Raw genomic sequence first — 12,757 nt, 5'->3', positions numbered from 1 at the left:
GACCATGACCCGGGCGGATGCCGTGGGCGACACCCAGGGCGCCGTGGCGTTCCTCGACCAGACACGGAGCGTCGTCCATCCCCAACTGCGGTCGACCATCGAGTCGTTGCCCGGCTCCATACGCCGCGTCGCGATGTACCACTTCGGCTGGGAGCGGGCCGACGGCTCCCCGGACTCCGGGCAGACGGGCAAGGCGATCCGGCCCGCGCTCGTGCTCGCCGCCACCCGCGCGCTCGGCGGTGACCCGGCGCCCGCCGTGCGGGCCGCCGCAGCCGTGGAGCTCGCGCACAACTTCACGCTGCTCCACGACGACATCGTGGACGAGGACCCGACCCGCCGGCACCGGCCCACGGCCTGGACGGTGTTCGGCATCCCCGACGCGCTGATCGCGGGCGACGCCATGTTCGCGCTGGCCCTTCGACTGCTCGCCGAGGACGGCCACCCGGCCTCGGCCGCCGCCTCGGCCCGGCTCGCCGCCTGCGTCATCGAGCTCTGCGCCGGGCAGCAGGCGGACTGCGCCTTCGAGCACCGCGGCCCGCGCGAGGTGAGCCTGGACGAGTGTCTGGCGATGGCCACCGCCAAGACGGGCGCCCTGCTCGGCTGCGCGTGTGCCCTCGGCGCGCTGTACGCGGGCGCGGGGGAGGAGGAGGTCGCGGCGATGGACGCGTTCGGCCGGGAGGCCGGGCTCGCCTTCCAGCTCATCGACGACCTGATCGGCATCTGGGGCGACCCGGAGCGCACGGGCAAGCCGGCGGGCGCGGACCTCGTCGCGCACAAGAAGTCGTTGCCGGTGGTCGCGGCGCTCGCCTCGGGTACGCCGGCGGGGGAGGAGCTGGCCGAGCTGTACGCCCGTACGGAACTCGACGCCGCGGCCGTACGGGCGGCGGCGGACGCGGTCGAGCGGGCGGGCGGCCGGGACTGGGCGCAGACCCAGGCGGCCGACCGGATGGCCCGCGCCGTGCAGCAACTCTCCCGGGCGGTGCCGGACCTGGCGGCGGCCGGGGACCTGCTGTCCCTGGCGGAGTTCGTCACCCGCCGGACGCGGTGAGCGACCGGGGGCGGGCTGGGTGACCGGGGCGGGCGGGGTGACCGGCGCGCTGTGGCGAACGGTCAGGCCTCCGGGACGATCCGGCTGACCAGGGTCTCGATGAGGTCGTCCAGCTCGCGGTCGTCGTGGAGGCCGGGGACCGTGAAGTGGTCGAAGAGCAGCCCGGTGAGGGCGAAGTAGAGCAGCCGGACCGTGTCCGCGTCGCCCGGCATGCCGTTCTCGACGTGCGTGCGGATGTTGTATGCGAGATCGGTGCGCAGCACCTTCGTGAGCTGCGTGCGCAGCTCCGGGCGCCGCGTGGCCTCCAGCCGGAGTTCGAAGAGGCCCAGATAGCAGGTGCGCTCGGCGGCCATCCGCCGGGCGACCCAGCGCATCAGCTCGACGACGAGCTCCCGGCTGGGCTTCGGCTCCAAGGCCGCGACGAGCGAATCCGGCTCCGGGGTCATCCGGACGAAGATCCGGTCCGCGACCTGCGAGAGCAGCTGGTCCCGGTCGGTGAAGTAGTTGGACGAGGTGCCCGTGGGGACGCCCGCCCGGGCGTCGACGGCCCGGAAGGTGAGCCCGCGGGCCCCCTCGTCCCCGAGCACCTCGATCGCCGCGTCGAGCAGGGTCGTACGGCGTTCCTGGTTCCTGGCCACCGGGCCTCCTGATTCCGCTTCTTTTTGGATTTCTTCGGAAGATAGCTCTTGCGTAACCACTACAGGTGAAGCACTATAGCCGTCGTGGTTGCGACCGCAGCTCACACCTCGAAGAACGAAAAGGACTGGTTTGCGCAAGCTCACCTACTTCATCGCCTGCTCCATCGACGGCTTCATCGGTGACCCCGATGGTGACGCCGCGTCCATGTACCAGTTCGCGGACGCGCAGTTCCTGGAGTTCCTGACGGGCGAGTACCCCGAGACGATCTCCGCGCAGGGGCGCGAGGCCCTCGGGGTCGACTCCGAACACAAACGTTTCGACACCGTCATCCAGGGCCTGAAGTCCTACAAGGTCGCCCTGGACGTCGGCGTCACCAGCCCCTTCGCCCACCTGCGGGAGATCGTCGCGACCCGCTCCCTCACCGAGTCGCCCGACCCGAACGTCGAGCTGATCGCCGACGACCTGGTCGGCCGGGTGCGCGAGCTCAAGGCCGAGGACAGCCCGCTCGGCATCTGGGTCTGCGGCGGTTCGCAGATCGCCGGCGCGCTGGTCGACGAGATCGACGAGCTGATCATCAAGACGTACCCGCAGGTCTACGGCGCAGGCACGCCGATGTTCGGCGCCGACTTCGCGCCCCGCGACTTCGAGCTGGGCGAGGTGCGCGTCTTCGACAACGGCACGCTCGTCCGGACGTACACCAGGAAGCGGTGACCGGAGGCGCGCCCTACCCTGGGAGGTATGGGCAGCGAGACCCCGCGTACGGTACGGGACCCGCAGGCCACGCCCACGTGCGAGGCCTGCGGACACCCCGTCGGTATCCACGCGAAGCGGCACAAGGTCCTGGGGGCCTGGGTGCCGGAGTGGGAAGTGCAGCCGTGCCGGAATCCGCGGTGCGCGCGGTACGTCGGACCTGAGGGTGTCGACGGGGAGAGCGACGGCCCGCAGGGGACGTCGGCAGAGCCGGCAGGGCCTGGTGGAGGATCGGGAGCAGGGTCGGGAGAAGACCTCGCGGCAGGGTCCGCGGCGGGGGACCCGACAGGCGCCCCCGCGCCCGCTCCCGAAGGTGGCACGGAAGCCACCGGCACGCACGTGACCGGCAAGAACGGCGAGATCGGGAGAAGTCCGGCCACAGGGTGACCGGGTCGCGCGAAGGAACCGTTCCGGACGCTACAGTCCGCGCATGTCATCGGAGTCGACAGAAGTCTGGACCGGCTGGTACCGGGACCGCAGCGGCGCGGAAGCGATCGCGATCACGGTGGACGGACGGCACGTGTCCGCCAGCATCAGGGGAGTCGCGTACACGGGCGCGAGCTTCGCCGCGCTGAGCGCGGCGGAGAAGGGCGGCGAGGCCCTCACCGGGTGCGTCCTGGAATGGGACCTGCCGCTTCCTGTCGTCGTGGACGGCGCCACCCAGCAGGCCACCCTCGGCTGTCTGCTGACGCTCGGCGAGCGGGCGGACCTCAGCCTGACGCTGCACTACGGCGGGACGGCCTACGAATCGGGCATCGCCGGCGGCGACTTCGAGGAGGCGCTCGACCGGGTGAGGCGCCAGCTCCCGGCAGGCGCGACGTTCGGCCGCCGCCCGCTCCAGACGGCCTGACCTTCGGGGGCGCGGCACGCGCGCCCCGGTAGTCAGGGCTTCACCGGTGGTCAGGGCTTCACCGGTGGTCAGGCGAGGCCGTTCCAGCCCCAGCGCGGCGTGGGGCCGGGCTCACCGAGATCGGTGCCCGGGGCCGAGGCGGAGACGTCCTTGGCGATCCGCGTCCCCCAGTCGAAGTACTCCACCACCCGGCGGCGCAGCAGGGCGTCGTCCGGCAGCTCCTTCTCCACCGCCGCCGTCATCAACTCCATCCAGCGCAGCCGCTGCTCCTCGGTGATGGCGAGCCCGAGATGGGCGCGGAGCAGGGCCTGGTGCCCGCCCAGTTCCGCCGTGAACTCGGCGGGCCCCGAGAACACCTCGGCCAGCCAGACGGCCACGTGCTCGACGTGGGCCGGGGTGAAGCCGGCGAAGACGGGCGCGAGGAGGGGATCGGCGAGGACCGCCTCGTAGAAGGTGTCGGAGAGCCTGCGCAGCGCGTCGGCGCCGCCCACGGCCTCGTACAGGGTGTCGGTGTGCTCGGCGGTCACGGGACGCCTCCGGGATCCGGGATGTGTCCCCACAGCATTCACTCAACACCGCCTGAATCCAAGGATGTTCGCCCACGGCACGCGGGTCCGTGGGTGCGGCGGGCTCCCGTACGCGCGGAGGTCTCCGCCGCGCACGGGGGGCTGCGGCGGTTCCGGAACCCGCGGAGGGGCGGGCGGCCGCAGCCGTCCGCCCCTCCGGGGGTGGGGGGTCAGAAGGTCTTGGCCGCCGAGGCGAGGCCGTTTCGCCACAGCTGGTCGACGCGCGCCCGCTCCTGGGCGTTGGGCTGGGCGTTCTGACAGGAGGTGCCCGGGCCGCCGCCGGACATCAGCTCGCTGCACGGGCCCGAGTAGTGGTCGGGGAGGCCGAGGACGTGCCCGGTCTCGTGGGCGGTGACACGGGTGGAGTTGTACTGCTGGTTCTGCCGGTAGTCGAGGAAGATGTAGCCGTTGCCGTGCCCGTCGGTGCTGGCGTACGAGCCTCGCGAGTCGTTGCCCTCGTAGTAGGTGAAGTCGGCGTTGCTGCCCTCCACCAGCCGTACGTTGACGACCGAGCTGTTCCATATCTGGGTGGAACGGGAGATCTGGGTGCGGAAGCTCGGGGCGTTGGCGGCGTTGTAGACGACGGTGACGGCGGCCGCGCCGGGGTTCGCGGCCCGCTTCTTCGCCACGGACTTCATGACGGCCTCGTGGAACGCCTTGGTCGCCTTGGCGTCCTCGGCGGATCCGGCGTAGGCCGCGTACCCGGCGGTCGCCGAGGACGGGGCGGCGGGCGCCGCGGCCACGGCCACCGGGGCGGCGCCGAGCGCGGCGGCGAGTCCCAGGCCGAGGGTGGCGGCGAGGGAGGCGGTGAGGACCTTGGGGTGTCGCATGGGGGGCTCCTCCTGGGTCGGTTGGAGAGAGTGTCGGGGGAGCCGGGGCGCGTACGGATGATGGCAGCAGGCGATAGCACGAAGGCATCACCAGCGTCTCGTCCGCACCGTTCATTCTGTCTTAACTTCCTTGGAATCAAAGGGAATTGGTGCGACTTGGGTGTCTGGTGCGGCCCCCGGCGCCGTCCTACCCTCAGGGCATGGAGCTGGAGGTGAGGCATCTGCGCGCGCTCTGCGCCATCGCGGAGACGGGCAGTCTGCACAAGGCGGCGCGGCAACTGGGCATGAGCCAGCCCTCGTTGACGACACAGCTGCGCCGGATCGAGAACTCCCTGGGCGCGGAGCTGTTCTCGCGCGGCCGCACCGGCTGCCGGCCCACACCGCTCGGCCGCTCGGTGCTCAGCAGGGCCCGGCCGCTGGTCGACCAGATGGCGACGCTGATCACCGAGACCAGGGCCGAGGCGGCGCGCTGCGACGGGGCCCGGCTGCGGGTCGGGTCGACGGCGAGCAGGGCCCTGCCGGGCTGGCTGCGCCGACTGCGCCAGGGCCTCCCCGGCACGGACATCGCGCTCCACATGGACGTCTCCGCCAACGCCCTGGTGCGGTCGGTCGCCACGGGCCAGCTGGACGTGGCCTTCGTCCACGAGGTCGAGGGGTGCCCGCTGCGGGTGCCGGAGGGGCTCCAGGTGCGGGTCCTGGTCGAACGGGAGCCCCAGTTCGTCTCGTTGGCCCCGGACCACCCGGCGGCGCGGCACCCGGTCGTGGAGCTGACCGACCTCGCCGAGGACCGCTGGATGGTCGACCCGACGGTCGACGGCGAGTGGGACGGGCTGCGCCGCGTCCTGAGCCAGGCCGGCATCGACCCGCCGCTGCTCCACTGCGACTACCACACGGCGGCGTCCCTGATCGTCCTCGGCGAGGCCGTGGCACCGTGCCAGCCGACATCGTTGCCGCGCGAGGACCTGGCGATCCGTCCCTTACGGGACGACCCCCTGGCGGTACGCCTGCTGCTCTACGCGCGCGAGGGGGCCGCGCTCGACCCGCTGTACGACGACCTGGCGGAGGCCTACTGGGAGGCGGCGCTGCGGGCGGCGCCGTACCGGCAGTGGCTCCGCCGGAACGGGATGTCGGTGGGGGCGGGCATGATGACGGCATGACGGATCGTACGAAGCCGGAGAAGGCGCCAGTGGTGGGGCGGCCGGCCGCCCTCACGGAGGGAACCGAGGGGGACCTCCGATGACCGCCGCCGCCCGCATCCGGCACGCCCGCCCCGAGGACCTCGACCGGGTGGCCGAACTGGCCGCCGAGCACGCGGCGTACGAGAAGGCCGCACCCCCGGCCCCGGGCCTGGCGACCCGCCTGGCGGCCCTCCTCTTCGGGGAGCGCGCCCGCCTGCGCTGCCTGGTGGCGGAGCTCCCCGACGGCCGCCTGGTCGGCTACGCCACGTGCGCCCCGGAGCTCTCCACCTGGGACGGCGCCGAGTACCTCCACATGGACTGCCTCTACCTCTCGGCGACGGAACGCGGCCTGGGCCTCGGCCCCCTCTTCATGGCGGCCCTGCGCGAGGAGGCCAGGTCCCTCGGCCTGACGGAGATCCAGTGGCAGACGCCGACCTGGAACGAGGGCGCGATCCGCTTCTACGACCGCCTGGGCGCCACGTCGAAGCAGAAGCTCCGCTACTCGCTCGCGGTCGACCAGCCCGGCTGACGCGCGACAAGCGAGTGCGGCGCGCGGGCACGGCGCGACGTGTGGACGTGCCGATCACCCGGCCGGTGGCCAAGGCCCGTCGAGCAGCCGCGCGGCTTCCGCGACGATCGCGTCCTGCTGCTCGCGGGCGCCCCGGTGGACCGCGGCCCAATACGCGTCGACCTTGTCGACGAGCGGGCGGAGCGGCTCGGGTCGGGCGAGGGCGCCCCAGCCCTCGTACGTGATCACGTCACCGCCGGGCCCGGCGGCCAGGCTGCCGGTCACGACGAGCCGCAGCCACCACCGTACGAGCTCCCAGCGGGCCGACTCCCAGGGGACGTCGGTGTCATCGGCGGGGAGCTGTCGGGCGAGCCCCAGTTCGTCGACCACCCGCTCGAACAGGCCGTCGGCCTCCGCGTGCTCGGCACGCGTCAGACCGGCGAGCAGCGGGAGCGACTCGGCCTCGACGTCGAGCAGCAGCGCCGAGAGCCCGGCCTCGATCAGCTGCTCGGGGTGGTGCCGCCGCCCGATCAGGCGCTCCAGAGCCAGCATCCGGAGGTTCTCGACGGCCTCCCGCGCGTCGACGGCGTACGGGGCGTACGGCGTGGGCGCGGTGACGTCGGTGCCAGGACCGCCCTCGACGAAGTACGACCAGAAGTCCACGGTCGCCTGGGCGACGAGGCTGCTCGCCCCGCCGGTGAACTCGTGCCGGACGTAGTCGGCGAGGTCGGCCCCGTAGAAGATGATGTCGGTCTGGTGGACGGACAGCACGGGATGGCCCCACTCGCCCGCCGTACCGGGCAGATAGCGGTGGCCGTAGACGGGAACGAGCTGCGGCACGGAGGCCAGCTCGGCCTTGGCGACCAGCAGCGCCTCGGACATCTCCGGGGGCCGCGGACTCCAGTACGGGTACCAGAACCCGTTGTGCTCCACGTCGAAGAGCACCCCCTCGACCGGCCGCGCGAGCCGCTCGGCGAGATCCTCCGGGTCCCCGTTCCGCCAGTCGGGCCACAGCGGCGACCCGAGGGGAAGCCCGGCGGAGAGAAACACCCGATGATCCCCCGAGAACCGGAACCCGAACCGCCGCTCGACCGCATCCAGTTCCCGCTCACCGAGCCCGGGCCCGATCTCGGCCCGAAGCTGGGCCTGAAGCTTCCTGGCGTCTTCCAGGGTCAGGTGCGGCGACTGCTTGATCATTTGGCTCACCCTAGCGAGCCCGCCGATTCGCCCACCCCGGCGGGCCCTGCCCCGTGCGGTGCCGCCCTGCGGCGGCGGTGCGTCAGCTCTGTGCGGATTCGTCGCCCGCCTGCCCGGCGCCCTCGACCGAGCCCGTCTTCTCGCGCATCTTGCGCACCAGCTCCGCCTTCTTGTCCGCTGCGTTCTGGCGGTCGAGGTTGCGGTGCGGACCGTTGTTCTGCCGCTCGGCGCGGGACAGCTTCTTGCGCTGGCCGCCGCCCTGGCCCACGGGGTTGTTGATGTTCTTGCTGTCGGTCACGGGTTCTCCCGGAAATGATGTGAAGTGATCTACGGATTCATCGGTGGGGACGGGCGGCGACGTCGAAGAGCGTCAGCTGGGGCCCGTCACGCTCTCACTCGTGAATCGGCGTCTGGAAGAACATGACAAAGACGTTACCCGCTTCCGTCGGCCCCGCACGCCAGTCTTTCCGCCGCCCGCCGTAGCCGGGAGCCGCGAGCGCCGCAGTACGGTGGATCCGCGTAGGCGCTGCGCCTGCGCGAACGACTCCCGTACACGGCCGTCCGCGGGTCCCCGCCCGCCGCCCACCCTCCGGAGTTGCCGACGTGACCGATCTGTCCGCCGCCCACGACGCCGCCGTCACCGACCGGACCCGCCTGGCGGGCAGCGCCTACAACGGAGACCGGGACCTGGCCGCCCGGCAGTCGCTCTACCGGTGGCAGACGCCCCGGTACGACCTGCCCGGCCTCGTCGCCGAGCGGCTGGGCGACGTACGCGGGCGCGTCGTCGACATCGGCTGCGGCAACGGCACGTTCACCCGGCGGCTCCGCCAGGAACGCCCGGACCTGGCCGTGCTCGGTCTCGACATCGCGCCCGGCATCCTCGCCGGCGTTCCCGGCCCGGTCGCCGTGGCGGAGGCGACGAGGCTTCCGCTGGCGTCGGGGAGCGTCGACGGCGCTCTCGCGCTCTACATGCTCTACCACGTGCCCGACATCCCCCAGGCGGTCAAGGAGCTGGCCCGGGTCGTGACCCGCGACGGGCTCGTGATCGCCTCCACCAACAGCGAGCGCGACAAGGCCGAGCTCGATGAGCTGTGGCAGCGGGCCGCCGGTGACGTCCTCGGCATCGAGCGCGGTCCTGCCCGGATCTCGCTCAGCGCCCGATTCTCCCTGGAGAAGGCCCCGGCCCTCCTCGGCGAAGAGTTCAGCCGTGTGGAGGTCGTCGAACTACCGGGAACCATCACCGTCCACGACCCCGGGCCGGTCATCGCCCACATGGCCTCGTACCGCGCCTGGGCGGATCAGTACGACGTGCCCTTCGACGCGACGATCGAGCGGGCACGTGCCCTGCTCCGCGAGCGCATCGAGCGTCACGGCGCCTTCGAGGTCCGGTGCTCGGGCGGGATCCTCGTCTGTCGTCGGTGACCCTTCCGAGGTGCGTACGCCGAAGGGCCCGACCGGGGTTGCCGGGCGGGCCCTTCGGGTGGTGCGGGGTGGGAGGGGAGAAGGTCAGGCCTTCTTCGTCTCCCAGAAGATGCGGTCGACCTCGGCGATGAGCTCCAGCGCCTTCTCGCCCGTCTTCGGGTCCGTCGACGCCTTGGCGGCCGACAGGGCCTTCAGGGTGTCGTTGATGAGCGCGTGCAGCTCCGGGTACTTCTCGAAGTGCGGGGGCTTGAAGTAGTCGCTCCACAGCACCGAGATGTGGTGCTTCGCGAGCTCCGCGCGCTGTTCCTTGATGACCGTGGCACGCGCGCGGAAGTGCGCGTCCTCGTTGGCCTGGTACTTCTCCTGGACGGCCTTGACCGACTCGGCCTCGATGCGGGCCTGGGCCGGGTCGTAGACACCGCAGGGGAGGTCGCAGTGGGCGCTGACCTTCACCTTGGGGGCAAACAGGCGGGAGAGCATTCAGCTGTCCTTCCTCGTGATCGTCTTCTCAGGTGGGAGATTACTCCCCGAGAAGGCGGTTTTCGCGAGCGCCCCCAGGGGCTTAGGACAAAAGTCCAGGGTCACCATGGGACTCGCGTACGAGTGGACGAACGGATCAGGAGGTGCCGGATGGCGGACGCGAGGCCGGAGCCGGGGCGAGGGGCCGGGCCCCCGTTCGGGATCGCCGAGGTGACGGGGGTGTCCATGGTGCCCACGCTCCTTCACGGCGATCAGCTCCTCGTGCACTACGGTGCGAGGCTGCGGCCCGGGAACGTGGCCGTGCTGCGTCACCCGCTCCAGCAGGATCTCCTCATCGTCAAGCGTCTGATCGAGCGACAGGGGGGTGGGTGGTGGGTGCTTGGGGACAATCCCGATGCCGAAGGGGACAGTCGGGTGTTCGGTGTCGTGCCCGGCGAGCTGGTGCTCGGGCGCGTACGGGCGCGGTACCGGCCCGTCACGCCCGGGCGTCAGCGGTCGGCAGGTGTGGTGCTCTCCTGGTTGTTCTCCGCCGTCAGGCCCGTCTCGTCGGTCCGCTCCGCCTCCAGGCGCTTGCGCGCCCGGTAGGCGGCCACGTTCGCGCGCGTGGCGCAGCGGTCCGAGCAGTAGCGGCGCGAGCGGTTGGTCGAGGTGTCCAGGTAGGCGTTGCGGCACGGCGGTGCCTGGCAGAGGCCGAGCCGGTCGGCGCCGAACTCCGTGAGGTGGAAGGCGAGTCCCATCGCCGCGATCGCCGCGAAGCCCGCCGTCGCGTTCGAGGGGTGGTCGGCGAGGTGCATGTGCCAGCGCGGGTGCCCCTCGTCGTCCAGGAAGTCGTGGCCCGAGATCTGCGGGCTCACCGGGAACTCCAGGAGCAGTGAGTTCAGCAGGTCCACCGCCTGGGTGTGCTCGCCCTCGTCCGCCGCGGTGAAGACCGCCCGCAGCCGGGTGCGTACCGAACGGAAGCGCGTCACGTCGGAGTCCGTCGCCCGCCGGGCCATCTGGGAGGCCTCGCCGAAGAGCTCCCGGACCGCCTCGACCGACGTCAGGGAGTCCTTGTTGCGGGCCGGCTCCTCGGTGTTGACCAGACGTACGGCGTAATCCGAGTAATAGGCCAGTTCCACTTGTAGTCCTTACGGCGGAGGTCTAGGGTCGGGTGCGGAAGGGGTAATGGACGGTTCCCCTTCGAGGGTATTACGAAGAGGGTGGAGGGATGGTATGACGGACGCGGCCACGACCGGAACCGACTGGGCGGCCTGGCAGGAGAGCTGGGACCGCCAGCAGGAGTGGTACATGCCGGACCGCGAGGAGCGGTTCCGCGTGATGCTCGACATGGTCGAGGCCGTGGTGGGGCCGGAGCCCCGCGTCCTCGACCTGGCGTGCGGTACAGGGAGTATTACGGATCGGCTCCTCAAGCGGTTCCCGAAGGCGACCAGCGTCGGCGTCGACCTCGACCCCGCCCTGCTCGCCATCGCCCGGGGCTACTTCGCCGAAGACGAGCGCGTCTCCTTCGTGACCGCCGACCTCAAGGACCCGAGCTGGGTCGGCACGCTGCCGCACGGCCCCTTCGACGCCGTGCTCACCGCCACCGCGCTCCACTGGCTCCACACCGAGCCGCTCACCGCCCTCTACGGGCAGCTCGCCGGCCTCGTCAGGGACGGCGGCGTCTTCATGAACGCCGACCACATGATCGACGAGACCACCCCCCGGATCAACGCCGCCGAGCGCGCCCACCGGCACGCCGCCATGGACCGCGCCAAGTCCGCGGGCGCGCTCGACTGGGCCGCGTGGTGGGCCGTGGCCGCAGCGGACCCGGTCCTCGCCGAGCCGACCGCCCGCCGCTTCGAGATCTACGGCGAGCACGCCGACGGCGACATGCCCTCGGTCCGCCGCCACGCCGAGATCCTCCGCGCCGCGGGGTTCGACGAGGCCCGAGCCGTCTGGGCCTCGCCCTCGGACACGCTCCTCCTCGCGCTGAAGTAGGGCCGAGCAGGGCCGTACACCGTCTGCGTACGCGCGTACGCGCGTACGCCGAAGGGGCGGTACGGGTTCCGTCCCGTACCGCCCCTTCGGTGTAATTCCCGCTCCTACAGCACCTTGGAGAGGAAGGCCTTGGTGCGGTCGTGCTGGGGGTCGGTGAGGACGTCGCGGGGGTGGCCCGACTCGACGACGACGCCGCCGTCCATGAAGACGAGGTTGTCGCCGACCTCGCGGGCGAAGCCCATCTCGTGGGTGACGACGATCATCGTCATGCCGGACTCGGCGAGGTCGCGCATGACGTCGAGGACGTCACCGACGAGTTCCGGGTCGAGGGCGGAGGTCGGCTCGTCGAAGAGCATCAGCTTGGGTTCCATCGCCAGTGCGCGGGCGATGGCGACGCGCTGCTGCTGGCCGCCGGAGAGCTGGGAGGGGTAGTTCCCCGCCTTGTCCGCCAGACCGACCCGGTCGAGCAGCCGCTCGGCCCGTTCCCGGGCGACCGCACGCGACTCGCCCTTCACCTGGATCGGTGCCTCCATGACGTTGGCGAGGGCCGTCATGTGGGGGAAGAGGTTGAAGCGCTGGAAGACCATGCCGATGTCGCGGCGCTGGGCGGCGACCTCGCTGTCCTTCAGTTCGTAGAGCTTGTCGCCCTTCTGGCGGTAGCCCACCAGCTCGCCGTCGACGTAGAGGCGGCCGGCGTTGATCTTCTCGAGGTGGTTGATGCACCGCAGGAAGGTGGACTTGCCGGAGCCGGAGGGGCCGATGAGGCAGAAGACCTCGCCGTTGTTCACCTCGAGGTCGATGCCCTTGAGGATGTGTGCGGGGCCGTAGGACTTGTGGACGCCTTCGGCCTTGACCATGAGGGTCATCGGGTCACCGCCTCGCGGGTCGAGAATCGGGCGAGGTTCGCCTTGATCTTCTGCCACGGGGTGGGTGGCAGGGAGCGCAGCGAGCCCTTGGCGTAGTGGCGTTCGAGGTAGTACTGGCCGACGCTGAAGACGCTGGTGAGGATCAGGTACCAGATGGAGGCGACGAAGAACATTTCCATGACCGCGAAGGAGGTCGAGGCGATGTCCTGTGCGGCGCGCAGCAGGTCGGGGTACTGGACGGCGACGACCAGGGAGGAGGTCTTGAGCATGTTGATGAACTCGTTGCCGGTCGGCGGGATGATGACCCGCATCGACTGGGGCAGGACCACGCGGCGCATGGTCTTGGCCTGCGACATGCCGAGTGCGTGGGAGGCCTCGGTCTGTCCTTCGTCGACGGACTGGATGCCGGCTCGGACGATCTCGGCCATGTAGGCGCCTTCGTTGAG

General features: G+C 71.3%; 17 protein-coding genes. 8 read left to right on the top strand and 9 right to left on the bottom strand.

The genetic code is table 11. From position 1 onward, the window contains the following. Positions 1-4: 4 nt before the first annotated feature. The gene (locus tag ACGFYP_RS25680; protein WP_393498394.1) at positions 5-1,048 is read left to right on the top strand and encodes a family 2 encapsulin nanocompartment cargo protein polyprenyl transferase; all 1,044 of its coding nucleotides are present in this window, start codon (positions 5-7) and stop codon (positions 1,046-1,048) included. A 62-nt stretch (positions 1,049-1,110) separates the two neighbouring features. Here ACGFYP_RS25680 and ACGFYP_RS25675 read toward each other — a convergent pair whose 3' ends face one another. Beyond that, complete coding sequence (locus ACGFYP_RS25675) at positions 1,111-1,686, bottom strand: TetR/AcrR family transcriptional regulator (RefSeq protein ID WP_393497945.1); 576 nt, start codon at positions 1,684-1,686, stop codon at positions 1,111-1,113. Positions 1,687-1,816: 130 nt separating this feature from the next. On the opposite strand from ACGFYP_RS25675, the gene ACGFYP_RS25670 reads away from it, so the two are divergent. Next, positions 1,817-2,398, top strand: coding sequence for a dihydrofolate reductase family protein (locus tag ACGFYP_RS25670; protein ID WP_393497942.1), 582 nt, complete (start codon positions 1,817-1,819; stop codon positions 2,396-2,398). A gap of 469 nt (positions 2,399-2,867) precedes the next feature. Continuing rightward, on the top strand, positions 2,868-3,287 hold the full coding sequence (locus ACGFYP_RS25665; protein ID WP_361964065.1) for a DUF6304 family protein: 420 nt from the start codon (positions 2,868-2,870) through the stop codon (positions 3,285-3,287). Between the two features lie 68 nt (positions 3,288-3,355). Here the strand turns inward: ACGFYP_RS25665 and ACGFYP_RS25660 are convergent, their stop codons facing one another. Then, positions 3,356-3,814: a group II truncated hemoglobin gene (locus tag ACGFYP_RS25660; RefSeq protein WP_393497938.1), complete on the bottom strand. Its 459-nt coding sequence runs from the start codon at positions 3,812-3,814 to the stop codon at positions 3,356-3,358. A gap of 209 nt (positions 3,815-4,023) precedes the next feature. Then, a complete protein-coding gene (snpA, locus tag ACGFYP_RS25655; protein WP_393497935.1) occupies positions 4,024-4,683 on the bottom strand; it encodes a snapalysin in 660 nt (219 codons plus the stop codon). A gap of 200 nt (positions 4,684-4,883) precedes the next feature. Here snpA and ACGFYP_RS25650 point away from each other — a divergent pair, with 200 nt between their 5' ends. Beyond that, a complete protein-coding gene (locus tag ACGFYP_RS25650) occupies positions 4,884-5,840 on the top strand; it encodes a LysR family transcriptional regulator (RefSeq protein WP_393497932.1) in 957 nt (318 codons plus the stop codon). A 79-nt stretch (positions 5,841-5,919) separates the two neighbouring features. After that, the gene (locus ACGFYP_RS25645) at positions 5,920-6,390 is read left to right on the top strand and encodes a GNAT family N-acetyltransferase (protein ID WP_361964057.1); all 471 of its coding nucleotides are present in this window, start codon (positions 5,920-5,922) and stop codon (positions 6,388-6,390) included. Positions 6,391-6,444: 54 nt separating this feature from the next. Here ACGFYP_RS25645 and ACGFYP_RS25640 read toward each other — a convergent pair whose 3' ends face one another. After that, positions 6,445-7,566 carry a hypothetical protein gene (locus tag ACGFYP_RS25640; RefSeq protein ID WP_393497928.1) on the bottom strand — a complete coding sequence of 374 codons (1,122 nt, stop codon included), beginning with the start codon at positions 7,564-7,566 and terminating at the stop codon, positions 6,445-6,447. Between the two features lie 82 nt (positions 7,567-7,648). Further along, entirely contained in the window at positions 7,649-7,864 is a 216-nt protein-coding gene (locus ACGFYP_RS25635; RefSeq protein ID WP_361964053.1) for a DUF6243 family protein, read from the bottom strand. A gap of 305 nt (positions 7,865-8,169) precedes the next feature. Between ACGFYP_RS25635 and ACGFYP_RS25630 the strand changes: the two genes are divergently transcribed. Beyond that, positions 8,170-8,988, top strand: a complete 819-nt coding sequence (locus ACGFYP_RS25630) for a class I SAM-dependent methyltransferase (RefSeq protein WP_393497924.1) — start codon at positions 8,170-8,172, stop codon at positions 8,986-8,988. Between the two features lie 84 nt (positions 8,989-9,072). Here the strand turns inward: ACGFYP_RS25630 and sodN are convergent, their stop codons facing one another. Then, a complete protein-coding gene (gene sodN / locus ACGFYP_RS25625; RefSeq protein WP_315891151.1) occupies positions 9,073-9,468 on the bottom strand; it encodes a superoxide dismutase, Ni in 396 nt (131 codons plus the stop codon). A gap of 150 nt (positions 9,469-9,618) precedes the next feature. Between sodN and sodX the strand changes: the two genes are divergently transcribed. Further along, complete coding sequence (gene sodX, locus ACGFYP_RS25620; RefSeq protein WP_393497920.1) at positions 9,619-10,053, top strand: nickel-type superoxide dismutase maturation protease; 435 nt, start codon at positions 9,619-9,621, stop codon at positions 10,051-10,053. On the opposite strand, the gene ACGFYP_RS25615 is transcribed toward sodX, so the two are convergent. Then, on the bottom strand, positions 9,957-10,586 hold the full coding sequence (locus ACGFYP_RS25615) for a CGNR zinc finger domain-containing protein (protein WP_393497917.1): 630 nt from the start codon (positions 10,584-10,586) through the stop codon (positions 9,957-9,959). The genes sodX and ACGFYP_RS25615 overlap by 97 nt on opposite strands. A 94-nt stretch (positions 10,587-10,680) precedes the next feature. Between ACGFYP_RS25615 and ACGFYP_RS25610 the strand changes: the two genes are divergently transcribed. After that, on the top strand, positions 10,681-11,445 hold the full coding sequence (locus ACGFYP_RS25610; protein WP_393497914.1) for a class I SAM-dependent methyltransferase: 765 nt from the start codon (positions 10,681-10,683) through the stop codon (positions 11,443-11,445). A gap of 104 nt (positions 11,446-11,549) precedes the next feature. On the opposite strand, the gene ACGFYP_RS25605 is transcribed toward ACGFYP_RS25610, so the two are convergent. Further along, positions 11,550-12,311 carry an amino acid ABC transporter ATP-binding protein gene (locus ACGFYP_RS25605; protein ID WP_393497911.1) on the bottom strand — a complete coding sequence of 254 codons (762 nt, stop codon included), beginning with the start codon at positions 12,309-12,311 and terminating at the stop codon, positions 11,550-11,552. Further along, a partial coding sequence (locus tag ACGFYP_RS25600) for an amino acid ABC transporter permease (RefSeq protein WP_393497908.1) occupies positions 12,308-12,757 on the bottom strand: 450 nt, incomplete at its 5' end. The genes ACGFYP_RS25605 and ACGFYP_RS25600, both read right to left, overlap by 4 nt.

Source organism: Streptomyces sp. NPDC048370, from assembly GCF_043200825.1.
Taxonomy (GTDB): Bacteria; Actinomycetota; Actinomycetes; order Streptomycetales; family Streptomycetaceae; genus Streptomyces.
Note: the sequence above shows the minus strand (reverse complement) of the source record. Positions and strands in the feature narration are given on the sequence as shown.